General features: G+C 65.4%; 17 protein-coding genes and 1 pseudogene. 14 read left to right on the top strand and 4 right to left on the bottom strand.

Annotation, left to right across the window (positions count from 1 at the left end; translation table 11 throughout):
* The 7 genes from MSP7336_RS23235 to MSP7336_RS23205 all read left to right on the top strand — a co-directional run bounded on the left by MSP7336_RS23235 (position 1) and on the right by MSP7336_RS23205 (position 8,027).
* Positions 1-264 carry a hypothetical protein gene (locus MSP7336_RS23235; RefSeq protein WP_069398258.1) on the top strand — a complete coding sequence of 88 codons (264 nt, stop codon included), beginning with the start codon at positions 1-3 and terminating at the stop codon, positions 262-264.
* 293 nt (positions 265-557) lie between these two features.
* Entirely contained in the window at positions 558-1,871 is a 1,314-nt protein-coding gene (locus MSP7336_RS23230) for a PPE family protein, SVP subgroup (RefSeq protein ID WP_113964694.1), read from the top strand.
* A gap of 57 nt (positions 1,872-1,928) precedes the next feature.
* Complete coding sequence (locus MSP7336_RS23225) at positions 1,929-2,564, top strand: ComF family protein (protein WP_069396593.1); 636 nt, start codon at positions 1,929-1,931, stop codon at positions 2,562-2,564.
* 256 nt (positions 2,565-2,820) lie between these two features.
* A complete protein-coding gene (hpf, locus tag MSP7336_RS23220; RefSeq protein ID WP_069396592.1) occupies positions 2,821-3,486 on the top strand; it encodes a ribosome hibernation-promoting factor, HPF/YfiA family in 666 nt (221 codons plus the stop codon).
* A gap of 78 nt (positions 3,487-3,564) precedes the next feature.
* Complete coding sequence (gene secA, locus MSP7336_RS23215; protein WP_069396591.1) at positions 3,565-6,384, top strand: preprotein translocase subunit SecA; 2,820 nt, start codon at positions 3,565-3,567, stop codon at positions 6,382-6,384.
* Between the two features lie 4 nt (positions 6,385-6,388).
* On the top strand, positions 6,389-6,871 hold the full coding sequence (locus MSP7336_RS23210) for a cation:proton antiporter regulatory subunit (protein WP_113964693.1): 483 nt from the start codon (positions 6,389-6,391) through the stop codon (positions 6,869-6,871).
* A 22-nt stretch (positions 6,872-6,893) separates the two neighbouring features.
* Positions 6,894-8,027: a cation:proton antiporter gene (locus tag MSP7336_RS23205; protein WP_276002966.1), complete on the top strand. Its 1,134-nt coding sequence runs from the start codon at positions 6,894-6,896 to the stop codon at positions 8,025-8,027.
* Positions 8,028-8,032: 5 nt separating this feature from the next.
* Here the strand turns inward: MSP7336_RS23205 and MSP7336_RS23200 are convergent, their stop codons facing one another.
* Positions 8,033-8,590, bottom strand: coding sequence for an Rv3235 family protein (locus tag MSP7336_RS23200; protein ID WP_069396588.1), 558 nt, complete (start codon positions 8,588-8,590; stop codon positions 8,033-8,035).
* 212 nt (positions 8,591-8,802) lie between these two features.
* Between MSP7336_RS23200 and MSP7336_RS23195 the strand changes: the two genes are divergently transcribed.
* From MSP7336_RS23195 to MSP7336_RS24385, 6 genes and pseudogenes are all read left to right on the top strand, one after another.
* Positions 8,803-10,218 (top strand): WS/DGAT/MGAT family O-acyltransferase, encoded by a 1,416-nt coding sequence (locus MSP7336_RS23195; RefSeq protein ID WP_113964692.1) that lies wholly within the window; start codon positions 8,803-8,805, stop codon positions 10,216-10,218.
* A gap of 27 nt (positions 10,219-10,245) precedes the next feature.
* Complete coding sequence (gene ppk2, locus MSP7336_RS23190; RefSeq protein WP_113964691.1) at positions 10,246-11,082, top strand: polyphosphate kinase 2; 837 nt, start codon at positions 10,246-10,248, stop codon at positions 11,080-11,082.
* Positions 11,083-11,094: 12 nt separating this feature from the next.
* The gene (locus tag MSP7336_RS23185) at positions 11,095-11,589 is read left to right on the top strand and encodes a DUF6912 family protein (protein ID WP_069396585.1); all 495 of its coding nucleotides are present in this window, start codon (positions 11,095-11,097) and stop codon (positions 11,587-11,589) included.
* A gap of 39 nt (positions 11,590-11,628) precedes the next feature.
* Entirely contained in the window at positions 11,629-12,765 is a 1,137-nt protein-coding gene (locus MSP7336_RS23180) for a ferredoxin reductase (RefSeq protein WP_069396584.1), read from the top strand.
* Between the two features lie 78 nt (positions 12,766-12,843).
* Positions 12,844-14,121, top strand: a complete 1,278-nt coding sequence (locus MSP7336_RS23175; protein ID WP_069396583.1) for a fatty acid desaturase family protein — start codon at positions 12,844-12,846, stop codon at positions 14,119-14,121.
* A gap of 30 nt (positions 14,122-14,151) precedes the next feature.
* Positions 14,152-14,390, top strand: a pseudogene (locus MSP7336_RS24385) (cytochrome P450); the annotation flags it as partial.
* On the opposite strand, the gene rsgA reads toward MSP7336_RS24385, so the two are convergent.
* The 3 genes from rsgA to MSP7336_RS23155 are packed head-to-tail and all read right to left on the bottom strand — an operon-like array spanning position 14,387 to position 17,272.
* Positions 14,387-15,367 carry a ribosome small subunit-dependent GTPase A gene (gene rsgA / locus MSP7336_RS23165; protein WP_069396582.1) on the bottom strand — a complete coding sequence of 327 codons (981 nt, stop codon included), beginning with the start codon at positions 15,365-15,367 and terminating at the stop codon, positions 14,387-14,389. The pseudogene MSP7336_RS24385 and the gene rsgA overlap by 4 nt on opposite strands.
* Positions 15,364-16,641: a 3-phosphoshikimate 1-carboxyvinyltransferase gene (gene aroA / locus MSP7336_RS23160; RefSeq protein WP_069396601.1), complete on the bottom strand. Its 1,278-nt coding sequence runs from the start codon at positions 16,639-16,641 to the stop codon at positions 15,364-15,366. The genes rsgA and aroA overlap by 4 nt, the downstream gene beginning before the upstream one ends.
* A 4-nt stretch (positions 16,642-16,645) precedes the next feature.
* A complete protein-coding gene (locus MSP7336_RS23155; RefSeq protein ID WP_232321047.1) occupies positions 16,646-17,272 on the bottom strand; it encodes a TetR/AcrR family transcriptional regulator in 627 nt (208 codons plus the stop codon).
* Between the two features lie 77 nt (positions 17,273-17,349).
* Between MSP7336_RS23155 and MSP7336_RS23150 the strand changes: the two genes are divergently transcribed.
* Positions 17,350-18,102, top strand: coding sequence for an SOS response-associated peptidase (locus MSP7336_RS23150; RefSeq protein WP_069396581.1), 753 nt, complete (start codon positions 17,350-17,352; stop codon positions 18,100-18,102).
* Positions 18,103-18,146: the final 44 nt, after the last annotated feature.

The raw sequence follows: 18,146 nt of genomic DNA, 5'->3' as shown, positions 1-18,146 counted from the left end.
ATGAAGTTCGACGATACTTTCTTTTCCAGGGAAGACCGATACTCACTAGGCGTCGAAACGACGTCCGGCCGCTACTACGCATCGATACCCGTCAGTAACGGCATCGTCGACTACGAAGAGTATTATGAAATCTCTCCCGAACAGTATCGTGTTTTCCTAGATGACAAGGAAGCCGCAATTAATTTTGTCGAAGCCTGTCGTCGCCATGAACACGATGATCTACTCTTGCAGCAGCCAGGTACCAATCGTGGGACCCCGGTATAGGGGTAACCGGCGACGATTTGCCGCAGGACGGCCAAGGACGCCATTCATACGATGGCCACCGCGACGACGAATCGCGTCGTGTCAACACTTAAGGGCGCGCCGAAGGGGCAGCCTCGCGCGGTCCGGCTGTTCCGCAATCAGCGCCTAACCTGCGAAAACTCCGCGCGACAAGCGAGAAGTAGTACAGACTGATTCTTCGGGCCGGGCCACTCACGCCGAGGGAGGCGCCCATGCGGTTGTCGATCGCACAGTCGGAAATATTGACGGCCACAGCCGAAGACGGTGGTTGAGAAATGTATTTCGCCGCGCTGCCACCGGAAATCAACTCGACCAGAATGTATTCCGGTCCCGGATCGGGGCCGTTGCTCGCGGCGGGCGCGGCGTGGGATGGCTTGGCCGCTGATCTGCACTCCACGGCGACGGCCTATGAGTCGCTGGTTTCGCGGCTGGTCGGCGAGTCGTGGCTAGGACCGTCGTCGCAGGCGATGGCTGCCAGCATCTCCACTTACGTGTCGTGGCTGGAGGCTACTGCAGCCCAGGCGGAGCAAACCGCAGCTCAAGCAAACGCGGCCGCTGCGGGGTACGAGGCTGCGTTCGCCATGACGGTGCCTCCATCGGTGGTCGCCGCCAACCGTGCGCAGTTGGTGATGTTGGTGGCCACCAACATCTTGGGGCAGAACACCGCGGCGATCGCGGCCGTCGAGGCGCAGTACGCCGAAATGTGGGTGCAGGACGCCGTCGCGATGAACGGCTATGCGATGTCCTCGGCGCAGGCTACCCAATTGCCGCAGTTCGTTTCTCCGCCACAAACCACCAACCCGGCCGGACAGTCCGAGCAAGCAGCCGCGGTGGGTAACGACGCCGGCACCTCGGCGAATGCCGGGGTACAGCAGGCGATCTCGCAATTGATGAACATGAACGAGGCCTCGCAGGCCGCGGCGGCAACGGGTCCGCTACCGGCGCAGGAGGTTCCGACGGTGTTCGACTTGCTGGGATTGAATGCCCTGGCGGTGGCCGGCTTCTCAATATCGGATGTCGGTATCGCGCTGTCGGCAGGGGCGTGGGCGTCTGCGGGTGAAAGCACCCGGCTGATCCTCAAGGAGCAGAACCAGCTGGCGTTCGTGCAGTACGACATCCTGCGTGCGGTCGAGCTGTTTTCGCCCTTAACTCCCTCCAGACCGGAGGGCTATGTTCCGGGTTCCCTGCCGTCGACGTCGGCGACGACCGGCGAGGCAGTCTCGGTCGGCAGACTCTCGGTGCCGATGAGCTGGGCCGCGAACGCTCCCGAGGTCCGCAGCTTGGCCTATACCGTGCCCACGCTGACCGCGAGCGCCGCAGCGGCGCCCGCGGGTAGTGCGGGAACCGCGTTCAGTGAGATGGCGCTGGCGGGCATGGGGGGAAGCGCCCTGGCCGGCGCGGTCAAGCGGGGCGGGCAGGAGACTGGCGACCCGGCGTCCCGAAAACAGGCGAAGCCACCGCAGGAGCCATCGGATAATCCGGTCACCGGAATCGCCGCCGAGATACGTGAATTCGCGGAACTTCGCGACCGCGGCCTCATCACCGACGAGGAATACAACGAGCAGAAGCAACGCCTGTTGGGGCAGTGAGGGTTGGGGGCGGTTTCCTCGCCACCTCGTGTCACCCCCGCCCGCCACACTGGCCCCATGCTCGACCTCATCCTGCCCCTGGAATGCGGCGGCTGTGGAGCGCCGTCGACCCGCTGGTGCGCGACCTGCGCGCAGGAGCTGGCGGTGAACCCCGACCAGCCACACGTCGTGACCCCGCGCGTCGACCCGGGGGTTCCGGTGCTCGCCCTCGGCCGCTACGCCGGCGCGCGCCGGACGGCGATCGTGAACATGAAAGACCGGGGCCGCACCGATCTGATCCAACCTCTTGCCCGCGCACTGGCCGTTGGCATCCACCGGATGCTCACCTGGGGTCTGCTCGACGTCCCGATGACCATCGTCCCGGCCCCGACTCGCCGTGCGGCGGCCCGCAAACGCGGCGGCGACCCGGTCACCCGGATGGCCAAAGCCGCCGGCAAGAACCACCCCGGCATCGCCGTCGTCCAGGCCCTCAAAATAACGGCGCTGGCCCGCGACTCGGCCGGGCTGGGCACCGCCGAACGGGAACGCAACATCGTCGGCCGGGTGCAGCTGATCAAGCGGCCGCCCGCGGGCACCGAGGTCCTGCTGGTTGACGACATCGTCACTACCGGGGCCACCGTGCGTGAGTCGGTACGCGTCCTGCACATAGCTGGCATCGAGGTCGCCTCCGTGCTCACCGTGGCGGCCGCGTGAGCCGATCGTGAAGAACTCGCAACAGAAAGTACTGGCACAACAACCAGGCCACGGCTACCGTCGGGACCAAGCACCCATCAACGCCTCACGGCGGCGCCCGAACGGTAGGCGCCACGACACCGACGACGGTAGGAGGTGATTTCTCGACACCTTGCACCGGCGGGCGGATAGGGCGTTATGCGAACCCCGTCGGCGTGTACATCTGAAAGCCGGGCACGCCTGGCGCGTGCGACGCGAGAGAAACGAGTTGTCCAGAATGTCAAGGCAAACTGTAGATTCCGGCCAAGTTCTGGCGGACACCGACGAGCTCGACGAGCCGAGGCCGCGCGCCGAGGTCGTCGTCAAAGGCCGCAATGTCGAAATTCCCGACCACTACCGCGTTTACGTCTCGCAGAAACTCGCTCGTCTAGAACGGTTCGACCGGACCATCTACTTGTTCGACGTTGAACTCGATCACGAACGTAACCGTCGCCAACGCAAGTCCTGCCAGCATGTCGAGATCACCGCGCGTGGCCGCGGTCCGGTGGTCCGCGGCGAGGCCTGCGCCAACAGCTTCTACGCCGCATTCGAGGCGGCGGTCGACAAACTGGAAAACCGGCTGCGCCGAGTCAAGGACCGGCGCAAGGTCCACTACGGCGACAAGACACCTGTCTCGCTGGCCGCGGCCACCGCGGCGGTGCCGCCACCGGCACCGACGACCACAAACGCTGAGCCGGCAGCCGAAACCGACGGCTACCACGAGCCCGGCCGCATCGTGCGCATCAAGGAGCACCCGGCCACCCCGATGACCGTCGATGACGCGCTCTCGCAGATGGAGCTCGTCGGCCACGACTTCTTTCTGTTCCATGACAAGGAGACCGACAAGCCCAGCGTGGTCTATCGGCGCCACGCCTACGACTATGGGTTGATCCGGCTCGCCTGACGCGACAGACGGGCCAGGAACTCGACGTCACTTAGGATGGGGGTCGCCGAAGACTCCTAACCCATAAGGGACAACGCTGTGCTGAGTAAGTTGCTGCGCCTTGGCGAAGGTCGCATGGTCAAGCGCCTCAAGAGGGTGGCCGACTATGTCAACACCTTGTCCGAGGACGTCGAAAATCTCACCGACGCCGAGCTGCGCGCCAAGACCGACGAGTTCAAGAAGCGGCACGCCGACGGCGAAAGCCTCGATGACCTGCTGCCCGAGGCGTTTGCTGTGGCCCGGGAAGCCGCGTGGCGGGTGCTTGACCAGCGCCCGTTCGACGTGCAGGTGATGGGTGGTGCTGCGCTGCACTTCGGCAACGTCGCCGAGATGAAGACCGGTGAAGGTAAGACGTTGACGTCGGTGTTACCGGCCTACCTCAACGGCATCGGCGGCGAGGGCGTACACATCGTCACCGTCAACGACTACCTGGCCAAACGCGACAGCGAGTGGATGGGCCGGGTGCACCGCTTCCTGGGCTTGGAGGTCGGGGTGATCCTCGCCCAGATGACGCCCGACGAGCGGCGGATCGCCTACAACGCCGACATCACCTACGGCACCAACAACGAGTTCGGGTTCGACTACCTGCGCGACAACATGGCCCACTCGCTGGAAGAGTGCGTCCAGCGCGGCCACAAGTACGCCATCGTCGACGAGGTCGACTCGATCCTGATCGACGAGGCGCGCACCCCGCTGATCATTTCTGGGCCTGCCGACGGCAGCTCGAACTGGTACACCGAATTCGCGCGCCTGGCGCCGCTGATGGAAAAGGACGTCCACTACGAAGTCGACCTGCGCAAACGCACCGTCGGCGTCCACGAGCTGGGTGTGGAGTTCGTCGAAGACCAACTCGGCATCGACAACCTCTACGAGGCCGCCAACTCGCCGCTTGTCAGCTACCTCAACAACGCGCTGAAAGCCAAGGAGCTGTTTCAGCGCGACAAGGACTACATCGTCCGTGACGGCGAGGTGCTCATCGTCGACGAGTTCACCGGTCGTGTGCTCTACGGCCGCCGTTACAACGAGGGCATGCACCAGGCCATCGAGGCCAAAGAGCATGTCGAGATCAAGGCCGAAAACCAGACGCTGGCCACCATCACGCTGCAGAACTACTTCCGGCTCTACGAGAAGCTCGCCGGCATGACCGGCACCGCCCAAACCGAGGCGGCCGAGCTGCACGAGATCTACAAGCTCGGCGTGGTCAGCATCCCGACCAACAAGCCGATGATCCGCGCCGACCAGTCCGACCTGATCTACAAGACCGAGGAAGCCAAGTACCTCGCGGTCGTCGACGACATCGCTGAGCGCTACGAGCGGGGCCAGCCGGTGCTGATCGGCACCACCAGCGTCGAGAAATCTGAGTACCTGTCGCGGCTGCTGACCAAGCGTCGCATCCCGCACAACGTGCTCAACGCCAAATACCACGAGCAGGAGGCCGGCATCATCGCCGAGGCCGGCCGGCGCGGTGCGGTGACTGTTGCCACCAACATGGCCGGCCGTGGTACCGACATTGTGCTGGGCGGCAACGTCGACTTCCTCACCGACAAGCGGCTGCGCGAGCAGGGCCTGGACCCGGTGGAAACCCCCGAAGAGTACGAGGCCGCGTGGCATGAGGTGCTGCCCCAGGTCAAGGCTGAGGCCGCCAAGGAGGCCAAGGAAGTCATCGAGGCCGGCGGCCTCTACGTGCTGGGCACCGAGCGCCACGAATCCCGACGCATCGACAATCAGCTGCGCGGCCGCTCCGGCCGGCAGGGCGACCCCGGCGAGTCCCGCTTCTACCTGTCACTGGGCGACGAGCTGATGCGTCGCTTCAACGGTGCCGCGCTCGAGTCGCTGCTCACCCGGCTGAACCTGCCCGACGACGTGCCGATCGAAGCCAAGATGGTGACCCGGGCGATCAAGAGCGCGCAGACGCAGGTCGAACAGCAAAACTTCGAGATCCGCAAGAACGTCCTCAAATACGACGAGGTGATGAACCAGCAGCGCAAGGTCATCTACGAAGAGCGCCGGCGCATCCTGGAGGGCGAGAACCTGCAGCAGCAGGCCCACGACATGCTCGTCGACGTCATCACCGCCTACGTCGACGGCGCCACGGCCGAGGGCTACGCCGAAGATTGGGACTTGGACAAGTTGTGGGAGGCGCTGAAAACGCTGTACCCGGTCGGCATCGACCACAAGGATTTGTTCGACCCTGACGCGGTCGGTGAGCCCGGTGAACTGACCCGCGAGGAGCTGCTCGACGCGTTGATCAAAGACGCCGAACGTGCTTACGCCGAACGCGAAGCCGAAATCGAGAAGCTCGCCGGTGAGGGCGCGATGCGTCAGCTGGAACGCAACGTGCTGCTCAATGTCATCGACCGCAAATGGCGTGAGCACCTCTACGAGATGGATTACCTCAAGGAGGGCATCGGCTTACGCGCGATGGCCCAACGCGATCCGTTGGTCGAATATCAGCGGGAGGGCTACGACATGTTCATGGCGATGCTCGACGGCTTGAAGGAGGAGTCGGTCGGGTTCCTGTTCAACGTCGTCGTCGAGGCCGTGCCCACCCCCGAGGTGGCCCCGGTGGCCGAACCCGAGGACCTGGCCGAATTCGCCACTGCTGCGGCGGCCGGCGCGCAGCAACGGGTCGCGGCCGGTGCGTCCAGTGCGCGGCACGCCGCTCCAAACGCACTGCGCGCCAAAGGCATTGAAACCGACTCTCGCGCACTGACTTACTCCGGGCCCGCCGAGGACGGCTCGGAACAGGTGCAGCGCAACGGTGGCGGCGCGCACCGGGCTCCCGGCGGTAGTCGGCGCGAACGACGAGAAGCCGCGCGCCGCCAAGCGAAATCAGCCAAATCGATGCGGCGCCGATAACGCCATGGACGTCAAAGAGGTGCTGCTGCCCAGCATCGGCGTGCGCTACGAATTCACCACCCACGATGGTGATCGGGTCGGCATCATCGCGCGGCGCGGCGGCGACTTCGAGATCGTCCGGTACGAACGAGAGGATCCGGATCGCGGGCAGCCGGTCTTGCATTTCACCGACGAAGAAGCCGACGGGGTGGCCCAGATTTTGGGCGCGCCGCGGATCGCCGAACGGTTCACCGAGTTGACCCGCGAGGTGCTCGGCATCGACACCGCCCAAGTCGGAATCCCGCCGAGCAGCCCGTACGTAGACCGCCCGCTCGGCGACACCCACGCCCGAACCCGTACCGGGGCCTCGATCGTGGCGATCGTGCGCAACGACGAGGTGCTTCCGTCGCCGGGACCGGCCGACATTCTGCGCGCGCACGATGTGCTTGTGGTGATCGGCACTGAGAAGGGGATCGCCGGAGTCGAAGAGATCGTCGACAAGGGCTGAGCCAGTGCAAGTTTCGGTGCCGATGCTTTTGCAACTCGGCGCCGTGCTGACCACGCTTGCGCTCCTCGGGGCGATCGCCCGCCGCTACGCGCTCTCGCCGATCCCGGTATACCTGCTGGCAGGCCTGGCGCTGGGCACCGGCGGGGTCGCTCAAGTGTCTGCAGCCCGAGAATTCATCAGCACGGGCGCGCCGATCGGCGTCGTGCTGCTGCTGCTCACCCTCGGTCTGGAGTTCTCCGCCCCCGAATTCGCCAGCAGCCTTCGCCATCACTTGCCGTCGGCCGCGGTCGATCTTGTTTTGAACACCATCCCCGGCGCCATCGCCGGCTGGCTGCTCGGCCTCAATATTGTCGGCATCCTCGCGTTGGCCGGCGTCACCTACGTGTCGTCGTCGGGTCTGATCGCCCGGCTGCTCGAAGACCTACACCGGCTGGGTAACCGGGAAACCCCGTCCGTGCTTGCCGTGCTTGTCCTCGAGGACTTCGCCATGGCCGCTTATCTTCCGTTGTTCGCGGTGCTGGCGTCCGGTGGCAGCTGGGGTCTGGCGCTGGGCGGCATGGCCGTGGCGATCGTCGTGTTCTGGGTGGCGTTCCTGGCGTCGTATCGCTGGGGTCATCATGTCGGCCGGCTGGTGGAGCATCCCGACAACGAGCAGCTGCTGCTGCGGGTCTTGGGCATCACGCTGATTGTGGCCGCGCTGGCCGAGCATGTGCATGCGTCGGCGGCCGTGGGTGCGTTCCTGGTCGGTCTCAGCTTGACCGGGCACACCGCCGATCGCGCCCGCAAGGTGCTGGTGCCGCTGCGCGACCTGTTCGCCGCAATCTTTTTTCTCGGCATCGGAGTATCGGTCGACCCGCACCAGCTGCTGCCGATGCTTTCGGTGGCTATCGTGCTGGCCGTTGTCTCCTCGGTGACCAAGGTCGCCACCGGCATATACGCCGCCCGTCGCGACGGGGTGGCGCGGCGCGGACAGTTGCGCGCCGGCACCACGTTGATCGCCAGGGCCGAGTTCTCGCTGATCATCATCGGCCTGGTCGGCTCATCGATCACCGGACTTGCCGCGCTGGCGACGACCTACGTGTTCGTCGTGGCGATCGTGGGCCCGGTGCTGACACGATTCACCGGCGGCTCGCTGCCCGCCCGCGCGACGGCTTAGCCGCCTCAACCAATATGCAGAGCCACCACCTGCCAACGACTCTCGGGTGTGCCGCCGCAGGCGGGAGGTACGCCCAGCTCGACGCGGCAGGCGATGGCGTGGACGCGCCGCCCCCGGCTGTAGGTGCCGAAAACCTCGGCCGCGGCCCGCTCACCCGCTCGGATCGGCTGCAGCCGCAGGCGGCGCAACACCGCCGCGCCACCGTCGGCCACAAGCCGACTGGCCGCCACCCGGTGGGCGGCCAGCACCGAGTCGGCGAGACCGACGGCCAGCAAGCCCTGTAGTTGTGATGCCGGGCGACGGCGGTCCATCACCTCCAGCACCCGGCGTATCGCGGCGTCGGCGAAGATCGCCGCCTGCCGCATCCACGGTGACATGCTGGGCACCTGGCGTGGACTCGGCCGGTGGCCGGCACCGTGTTGAGGCGAATGCGTGGTGGGCCGTCGCAATGCGGTGGCGGAGAGCTGGCGACAACGGGTCACATCCTGCGGCGCCGGTTCGTAGTCGACGACGGGCCTGACCGCGAACGCTTCGGGCTCGGCTGATACGGGACTGACGGTCACGGCACCCTCCAGTGGTCGCAAAGCAGGCCTGCTGGAGAGTGGGCAGACGGTTCTGTTGCGGCGGCCCCGCACGTCGGACACGCGATCGGCCGCGTGTGAGCATCATCGCACAATCGCCGCGTGCGCGTCTCCGCGGCTGTGCGGTGCCGCATGCGACGGTACCGTGAGCGACAAGATCGGTGAATTACCAAGGGCTGAAAGGGAGAAGCTACGTGACCCGGCTGTCCACATCGGACGCGTCGTTTTATCGGCTGGTGAACACGGCCACCCCGATGTCAACCGGGATGCTTTTCATCCTGCGCCGGCCGCGCGCCGGGTTGAGCTACGAGACGCTGCTGGACGCTGTCGAGCAGCGGCTCCCACAGGTACCGCGCTATCGGCAGAAGGTTCGGGAAGTGACCATGAACCTGGCCAGGCCGGTGTGGATCGACGACCGCGACTTCGACATCACCTACCACGTCCGGCGTTCGGCGCTGCCGTCGCCGGGCAGCGATGAGCAGTTACACGAGCTGATCGCCCGGCTGGCTGCCCGGCCGCTGGACAAGTCCCGGCCATTGTGGGAGATGTACCTGATCGAAGGGCTGGCCAGGAACCGCATCGCGATCTACAGCAAATCGCATCAGGCACTGGTCAACGGCGTGACGGCGCTGGCTATCGGCCACGTGATCGCTGACCGGACCCGCCACCCGCCGGAGTTTCCGGAAGACATCTGGGTACCGGCCCGCGAACCCGGCACGGCACGGCTGGTGCTGGGCGCGATTGGCGAGTGGGCGACCCGACCTCGCGCGCAGCTACAGGCCGTCGGGGCCGGAATCACCGAACTGGCTACCAATTCCGGGCAGGTGGTCGATCTCGGGCGGCGTCTGTTCGACGTGGCGCGCACGTTCGCGCGGGGCAGAGCACCCAGCAGTCCGCTCAACACCACGGTGTCGCGCCACCGGCGATTCACAGTCGCGCGTGGGCGCCTCGAGGACTACCGGATGGTGCGAGCCCGCTACGACTGTGACGTCAACGACGTGGTGTTGGCGGTAATCACTGGCGCACTGCGCAATTGGCTGCTGTCTCGCGGCGAGGCGGTGGCTCCCACCGCGACGGTACGAGCGATGGCGCCGCTGTCGGTGTACGTCGACGAATCGTTCGATGCAGGCGGTTTGGGTCGGACCACCAGCGAGGTGGCGCCGTTTTTGATCGATTTGCCGGTGGGCGAGGGCAACGCCGTCGTCCGGCTGTCTCAGATTGCCCATGCCACCGAATCGACCCCGACCGCAGCCGGCCTGGGCGATGCCCGCAACATCGTGACCTTGTCGGGTTTCGCACCGCCGACCCTGCATGCCATGGGTATCCGGGTCGCCACCAGCCTGCCCGGTTATGCGGGACGGATGTTCAACCTGTTGATCACCAACGCACCCGGCGCCCAGACGCAGATGTATATCGCCGGTGCCAAGCTGCTGGAAACCTATGCCATCCCCCCGCTGCTGAACAAGCAAGTGCTGGCCATCGCGGTGACGTCCTACAACGGGATGCTGTATTTCGGCATCAACGCTGACCGAGATGCGATGAGTGATGTGGACGTGTTCCCGGCGCTGCTCGCAGAATCCCTCGGCGAGCTGGTCGAAGCCGCACAGTAGTTCGTGCAAAAGCATTACCATCCGTGAGTGAGCAAAGCCACCACTGATCGGCCGCAGCACCGCAAGATTCCCGCTGCTGTCTATGAAGCGGAATTGTTCCGGCTGCAAACCGAATTCGTCAAACTGCAGGAGTGGGTGCGGGATTCCGGCGCACGCATCGTGGTGATCTTTGAAGGCCGGGACGGGGCGGGTAAAGGCGGCACCATCAAACGGATCACCGAATATCTCAACCCGCGCGTTGTCCGCATCGCCGCGCTGCCTACCCCCACCGAACGTGAACGCGGTCAATGGTATTACCAACGCTACATTGCGCATCTGCCCGCCAAGGGCGAGATCGTACTGTTCGACCGCTCCTGGTATAACCGCGCGGGCGTCGAGAAGGTGATGGGTTTCTGCACCCCGCAGGAGCACGCGTTGTTCCTGCGGCAAACTCCGATCTTCGAGCAGCTGCTCATCGATGATGGAATGTTGTTACGCAAGTATTGGTTCTCCGTCTCTCCCGAGGAGCAGTTGCGCCGGTTCCGAGCGCGGCGCAATGATCCTGCGCGGCAATGGAAATTGAGCCCAATGGACCTGCAGTCGCTGTACCGTTGGGAGGACTATTCGCGCGCAAGGGACGAGATGATGGTGCACACCGACGTCCCCGCGAGCCCGTGGTACATCGTTGAATCGGATGTCAAAAAGCACGCGCGGCTCAACATGATGGCGCACTTGCTGTCCACGATCGACTATCGCGAAGTGGCGACACCGAAAGTCAAGCTGCCGGCACACCCGGAAGTCAGTGGCAATTACCGGCGCCCGCCCCGGGAGCTGTCGACCTATGTCGACGACCATGTGGGTAGATTGATGCGTGCTCGCGACTAACCGGATGATGTGATGCGGGTATATATTCCGGCGACCCTGGCCATGCTTCAGCGACTCGTGAGCGACGGGTCGATATCGCCGATCAACGGCACCGCGTTCGCCGTGACGCCGGCGTTGCGTGAGGCCTACGCGGAAGGCGACGACGACGAGCTCGCCGAGGTCGCGCTGCGCGACGCGGCGCTGGCTTCGCTGCGCTTGTTGTCCACCGCGGCCGGGGACCTGCCCCCACGCCGTGCCGTGCTGGTTGCGGACGTGAATGACGTGGCACTGCGGCCGGACCTCGACGACGCCGTGGTTCGGCTCGACGCTCCGGTGGGCCTCGACGACGTGGTCGCCGCGTTCGTCGACAATGCCGCCGCCGAGCCGGATGTGAAGGCGGCGATCGCGGTGATCGATGCGGCCGATCTCGGTGACGAGGATGCCGAACTGACGGTCGGCGATGCGCAAGACCATGATCTGGCCTGGTACGCCACCCAGGAGCTGCCTTTCCTGCTCGACCTGCTCTAGCTGAATACGCGACCGTAGGTTACGGTAGCGTAGGTTCTAATGAGCAGAAAGATCTCCCGGCCGCCCGCCGAGGTCGTCGACACCCCCCGGCCGACGGTTCGCCGTACCTACCGGCATCCGGGCAGACACGCGCTGCGCAAACTGGCGGCTCGGATCACCACTCCGCTGCTGCCCGACGACTACCTGCATCTGATCAATCCGCTGTGGTCGGCCCGCGAACTGCGCGGCCGCATCGTGGAGGTCCGCCGGGAAACCCACGACTCCGCGACGTTGGTGATCAAGCCGGGGTGGGGATTTAGCTTCGACTATCAGCCCGGCCAGTACATCGGGATCGGCTTGCTGGTCGACGGTCGCTGGCGTTGGCGGTCGTATTCGCTTACCTCGAGCCCGATTTCGCACGCGCGCACCGTCACTATCACGGTGAAGGCGATGCCGGAGGGCTTTTTGTCCACCCACTTGGTGGCGGGTGTCGCGCCGGGGACGATCGTGCGGTTGGCCGCGCCGCAGGGCAACTTCGTGCTGCCCGATCCGGCACCGCCGACTGTCCTGTTCATCACGGCCGGCTCGGGCGTTACCCCGGTGATGTCGATGCTTCGTACGCTGGTCCAGCGCGACCAGATCACCGACGTCATCCACCTGCATTCGGCGCCCACGGCAGCGGACGTGATGTTCGGCCCCGAGCTTGACCAGCTTGCCCGCGACCACGCCGGATACCAGTTTCGGCTCCGTACCACGCGCAGCCAGGGCCGCCTCGACCTGAGCCGGCTCGAGGGCGAGGTGCCCGATTGGCGGGATCGGCAGACCTGGGCCTGTGGACCCGAGGCCATGCTCAACGCCGCCGAACGTGTCTGGTCGGAGGCGGGTCTCACCGAAAGGCTGCACCTCGAGCGCTTCGCGGTGTCGCGTGCCGCACCGGCCGGAGCGGGTGGGCGGATCACGTTCGCCAAAAGCGGGAAGAGCACCGACGCCGATGCCGCCACCTCGCTGATGGACGCCGGCGAGCGGATCGGTGTGCAGATGCCGTTCGGGTGCCGGATGGGTATCTGTCAGTCGTGCGTGGTCAACCTGCTTGACGGGCACGTCCGTGACCTGCGTACCGGCGTCGAACACGAACCGGGCACCCGCGTGCAGACCTGCATTTCGGCTGCTTCCGGCGATTGTGTACTGGAAATCTAAAGGCTACTCACAGGTAACCTACGATTTCGTAGGTTACGCTAGCGTAGGTCAGCGTACGTACGACAGAGAGGACAACTCGTGGCAGTCACTGATGTCGACGTATTCGCGCATCTGACCGATGCGGACATCGAAAACCTGACCATCGAACTAGACGCCATCCGCCAGGACATCGAAGACTCTCGTGGCGAGCGGGACGCCCGTTACATCCGTCGCACCATCGCCGCCCAGCGCGCGCTGGAGGTGGCCGGACGGGTGCTCCTGGCGGCCAGTTCGCGGCGGTCCGCCTGGTGGGCCGGCGCCGCCACACTCGCCGTGGCCAAGATCGTCGAGAACATGGAGATCGGCCACAACGTCATGCACGGCCAGTGGGACTGGATGAACGACCCGGAGATCCACTCTTCGACGTGGGAGTGGGACATGACCGGCGCGGCAAAGCACTGGCGGTACACCCACAACTACGTTCACCACAAGTACGCCAACATCCTGGGCATGGACGACGACGTCGGCTACGGGCTGCTGCGCGTGACCCGGGATCAGCCTTGGAAACGTTTCAACCTGTTCAACCTGGTTTACAACACGCTCCTGGCCCTGCTGTTCGAGTGGGGTGTTGGCTTGCAGCACGTGGAGATCGGCAAGATCGTCAAGCACCGGATGGACCACGAGGAGGCTCGGCAACGTGTCGACGAGTTCTTGGCCAAGGCCGGTCGCCAGGTATTCAAGGACTACGTCGCATTCCCGGCGCTGACCGCGCTGTCGCCTGGGGCGACGTTCCGGTCGACGCTTACCGCCAACATCTCGGCAAACCTGATCCGCAACGTGTGGTCCAATGCGGTGATCTTCTGCGGGCATTTCCCCGACGGGGCCGAGAAGTTCACCACCACCGACATGAATGGTGAGACCAAGGGCCAGTGGTACCTGCGCCAGATGTTGGGCAGCGCCAACTTCAATGCCGGTCCGGTGATGCGGTTCATGAGCGGCAACCTGTGCCATCAGATTGAGCACCACCTCTACCCCGATCTGCCCAGCAACCGGCTCGCCGAGATTTCGGTGCGAGTGCGCGCACTCTGCGACAAGTACGACCTGCCGTATACGACCGGTCCGTTTTTGGTTCAGTACGCCAAGACGTGGCGGACCATCGCGAAGCTGTCGTTGCCGGACCGCTACCTGCGCGACACCGCCGACAATGCCCCGGAGACGCGCAGCGAGCGGATATTCGACGAGATTGAGCCGGCGCTGCTTGGCACCGATCCGACGACTGGCCGCCGTCGTGGGCTGAAGACGGCGATCGCCGCGGTGCGGGGCTGGCGACGCAACAAGCGAGCCAGGGCGCAACGCGGCGACGACCTGGCGGCCTAACCCCTCTCGCGTGCCCTCGGAGCAAGCGCCGATGTCGAACTCGCCGGCGTCACCATCCCCGTCGGCACATTGGTGGTGGTCGATCCGGCTGTTTACGACGATCCCGATCGCTTTGACATCACCCGCGAGGACGCGGCCCCCGAGAGGCTTTGACCGTCATCACCCGGCGCATGCCCAACGCGCGGCGCACCGGGCCCGCCCCGTGGAAGCCGCTGACCGCGGTGAGCGGTCCTGCCACCCTGCCCATCGAATTCGACAGCGGGCACTAAGTTTCCCGTAACACCGCCAGCAGGCGCCGGGCGGCCGTTACCCGACGAGCCGCCGGCCCGGTCAACGAATCCAATGCGCATTCTGGGTCGGCCGGCGGGCCCATGTGTCCGCAGCCGCGGGGGCAATCCTCGATCGCCTCAGCCAAATCGGAGAATGCCAGCAGCACATCGTCGGGTTCGATATGGGCCAGCCCGAACGATCGGATTCCCGGGGTATCAATCACCCAGCCGCCCTCGTTGAGCGGCAGCGCCACCGACTGCGTCGACGTGTGCCGGCCCTTGCCGATCTCGGTGACTTCGCCGACAGCCCGATCAGCCTCGGGGACAAGGCGATTCACCAGCGTTGATTTACCGACACCCGAATGACCCAGTAACACTGTGATTTTGTCCTGCAATAGCGGCGCGACAGCATCCAGCGGGTCGTCGCGGCCCGCGGTGACCACGGTGAGGTCAAGGTCGGCGAACTGCGCGGCGAACGGCTCGGCGGGCGCCAAGTCGGTCTTGGTCAGGCACAGGATCGGCGTCAGCCCACCGGCATAGGCCGCGATCAGGGCCCGGTCGACCAGCCCGGTGCGTGGCGGGGGATCGGCCAGCGCGGTCACGATCAACAACTGATCGGCGTTGGCGACCACCACTCGCTCGGTGGGGTCGTTGTCGTCGGCGGTGCGCCGCAACGTGGTTCGGCGTGGTCTCCGCCGAACGATGCGGGCCAGGGTATCCGGGCGGCCGGACAGGTCACCCACGAGGTCGACTTCGTCACCCACCACAATCGGAGTGCGGCCCAGCTCGCGTGCGCGCATGGCGGTCACCCGTCGATCGGGGTCACCGCCCAACACGCAGCCCCACCGGCCACGGTCGACACTGACCACCATGGCGGTCTCGGCGTCGGCGTGTTGGGGGCGGATCTTGGTCCGGGGGCGCGTGCCGCGTCCGGACCGGATCTTGACGTCGGACTCGTCGTAGTCGCCGGGCCTCAACCGTCGGATCCTTCGACCATGTCAGTCCACAATGTCGGAAACTGCGGCAACGTCTTACCGGTGGTGGCGATGTCGTCCACTTGCACGCCGGCCACTTTGAGACCAACTATCGCGCCTGCCATCGCCATTCGGTGATCGGCGTAGGAGCCCCAAACGCCGGCGTGCAGCGGCGTCGCGGTAATCACCAGGCCGTCGGGTGTTTCCTCGCAATTGCCACCCAGCCGGTTGATCTCAGTGCGCAGCGCGGCGAGTCGGTCGGTTTCATGCCCGCGAAGATGTGCGATCCCGGTCAAGTGTGACACCGAACCCGGAGTGGCCAGGGCCGCCAGCGCGGCAACTGCCGGGGTGAGTTCGCCGACGGCGCGCAGGTCGACGTCGAAGCCCTCATACGCTGCGGGTCCGCTCACTTCGAGATACGAATCGGCTTGAGTGACAACAGCGTTGAGTTTTTTCAGGATGCCCAAAATGGTTTCGGCCGGCTGGATGCTGTGCGCCGGCCAGCCGGTGATGCGCACCGTGCCGCCGCTGACCACCGCCGCCGCCAGAAACGGGACGGCATTGGACAGATCCGGTTCGATGTCCCAGTGCCGGGCCGCCACGACACCCGGGCTGACCTGCCAGCGGTTGGGCGCCGAATCGTCGACCGCAACGCCGGCTTGGCGCAGCATCGCCACGGTCATCGCGATGTGTGGCGCCGACGGCAGCGTCGCACCCGTGTGCTGCACGGTCACACCCCCGGTGAAGGCCGCCCCGGACAACAGCAGCCCCGACACGAACTGCGACGACGACGACGCATCGATCTGCACCGTGCCCCCATTGACCGACCCCGTCGGGTGCACCAAGAACGGCAGTGCGTCACCGTCGAGGTTGACCCCCAGGCCGCGAAGCGCGTCGAGCAGTGGCTTGATCGGCCGAACTCGCGCCTGCTCGTCACCGTCGAACATGACCGTCTCGGTGCCCAACGCCGCCAGCGGCGGGACGAACCGCAGGACCGTACCCGCCAAGCCGCAATCCACGCGGGCGCCCGGTTGCGGGGTGATCTGCCCGTCGATGCTCAGCTGCGCATCCGAGACCTCGATACGCAAACCCAACTCGCGCAGCCCGTCGATCATCAGGTCGGTATCCCGGCTGCGTAGTGCACCGCTGATCGTCGAGACGCCCCCGCTCGCCAGTGCCGACAGCACCAATGCCCGGTTGGTCTGCGATTTCGAGCCCGGCACGGTCACCGTCGCGCAGATCGGTCTCGGCGTGTAGGGGGCAGCCCAGGTGCTCACGGTTTCATCCTGCGGCATTCCGCGTGCGGCTCATGTAGTGGCTCATCAGGGCGGCGAGTTCGTCGAGGAATTCGTCGTGGTCGATCGGGGGCTTGTCGACCACGTAGCGGATGGTCAGGTGCTCCACGGCGCGGATGGCCATCCACACCATCGTGTCCGCGCGCTCCATGGGCCGGGCCCGCAGCCGCAAATGGGCGATGGCCAGTGCGCCGACGCGTTGTTCGAATTCGACGATTCTGTTGCCCAGCCCGAGCCGGGGGGTGTATTCGATCATCGCCCGCAGCAATTCGGGTTGCTCGTTCATCGCGTCGAGCAACACCGCGAGGGTTTGGCGGATGGTGTCGAAGCCTTCGCGCTGGCCGACCTGCTTCACCAAATGCGCTGTGACGGTGCGGTCGATCTGATCGCTGTAGTCGTCGACGACGGCAGCGATGATCGCCTCCTTGTTCGGAAAGTACTGGTACAGCGAGCCCGGACTGATTCCGGCCACGTCGGCGATCAGGTTGGTGGTGGTGGCTTCGTACCCGCGCTCGATCAGCACCTGCCGACCCGCGTCCAGGATGCGTTGCACCATCAAACGCGAGCGTTGTTGTCGCGGCGTGCGCCGCGCGTGTGCCGATCGGCTGTTCATGTGCTCTCCACCGTGCAAATTGTATGCGAGCAAAAGCTCGTATCACCATCGTCGTAGCTTCCGGGCACCATGGAGTCATGTGTGGACGATTCGCGGTCACGACCGACCCGGCGGCGTTGGCCGAAAAGATCCAAGCGATCAACGAGGCAAGGGCGTCGGAAAGCGCCGGGCCCAACTACAACGTGGCTCCCACCACGACGATCACCACCGTGGTCCGCCGCCACGACGAGCCGGACGACGAGCCCACCCGGCGGGTGCGGTCGATGCGCTGGGGGCTGGTGCCACCGTGGGCCAAGGCCGGGCCCGACGGAGCGCCGGAGTCCAAAGGTCCACAGTTGATCAACGCGCGCGCCGACAAGGTAACCACGTCTCCGGCGTTTCGCTCCAGCGCCAAGTCCAAACGGTGTCTGGTCCCGATGGACGGCTACTACGAATGGCGGGCGAACGCCGATTCAGGCAAGAAGACCCGCAAGACCCCGTTCTATATGTACCGAGAGGACGGCGAGCCGCTGTTCATGGCAGGCCTGTGGTCGGTGTGGAAGCCGGAGAAGGATGCCACCCCGCTGCTGAGCTGCACGATCATCACCACCGACGCGGTCGGCGAACTCGCCGAAATTCACGACCGCATGCCGCTGGTGGTGGCCGAAAAGGATTGGGACCATTGGCTGGATCCCGACGCACCACCGGATCTCGAGTTGCTGGCCGGCCCGCCGGATGTTCGCGGCATCCGAATGCGGGAGATATCGACATTGGTCAACAACGTCCGCAACAACGGACCCGAGTTGATCGAGCCGGTTGAGCCGCAGCCCGAGCAGGCCAAATTGCTTTAGCCGCCGCCAGGCGCCTACCGAGTAATTCTCGGTACTGCTAGAGT

Origin of the sequence: Mycobacterium shimoidei, from assembly GCF_900417275.1 — a bacterium.
In the GTDB taxonomy this organism is placed as follows: domain Bacteria; phylum Actinomycetota; class Actinomycetes; order Mycobacteriales; family Mycobacteriaceae; genus Mycobacterium; species Mycobacterium shimoidei.
The sequence above is the reverse complement of the archived record's forward strand: the minus strand, read 5'-3'. Positions and strand labels throughout refer to the sequence as shown.

Bases quoted from the DNA above. Each gene is read 5' to 3' on its own strand.
- MSP7336_RS23205 (WP_276002966.1), top strand. From the start codon at position 6,894: ATGCTTTTGCAACTCGGCGCCGTGCTGACCACGCTTGCGCTCCTCGGG.
- MSP7336_RS23185 (WP_069396585.1), top strand. From the start codon at position 11,095: ATGCGGGTATATATTCCGGCGACCCTGGCCATGCTTCAGCGACTCGTG.
- MSP7336_RS23235 (WP_069398258.1), top strand. From the start codon at position 1: ATGAAGTTCGACGATACTTTCTTTTCCAGGGAAGACCGATACTCACTA.
- hpf (WP_069396592.1), top strand. From the start codon at position 2,821: ATGTCAAGGCAAACTGTAGATTCCGGCCAAGTTCTGGCGGACACCGAC.
- MSP7336_RS23230 (WP_113964694.1), top strand. From the start codon at position 558: ATGTATTTCGCCGCGCTGCCACCGGAAATCAACTCGACCAGAATGTAT.
- MSP7336_RS23180 (WP_069396584.1), top strand. From the start codon at position 11,629: ATGAGCAGAAAGATCTCCCGGCCGCCCGCCGAGGTCGTCGACACCCCC.
- MSP7336_RS23225 (WP_069396593.1), top strand. From the start codon at position 1,929: ATGCTCGACCTCATCCTGCCCCTGGAATGCGGCGGCTGTGGAGCGCCG.
- MSP7336_RS23155 (WP_232321047.1), bottom strand. From the start codon at position 17,272: ATGAACAGCCGATCGGCACACGCGCGGCGCACGCCGCGACAACAACGC.
- MSP7336_RS23210 (WP_113964693.1), top strand. From the start codon at position 6,389: ATGGACGTCAAAGAGGTGCTGCTGCCCAGCATCGGCGTGCGCTACGAA.
- MSP7336_RS23150 (WP_069396581.1), top strand. From the start codon at position 17,350: ATGTGTGGACGATTCGCGGTCACGACCGACCCGGCGGCGTTGGCCGAA.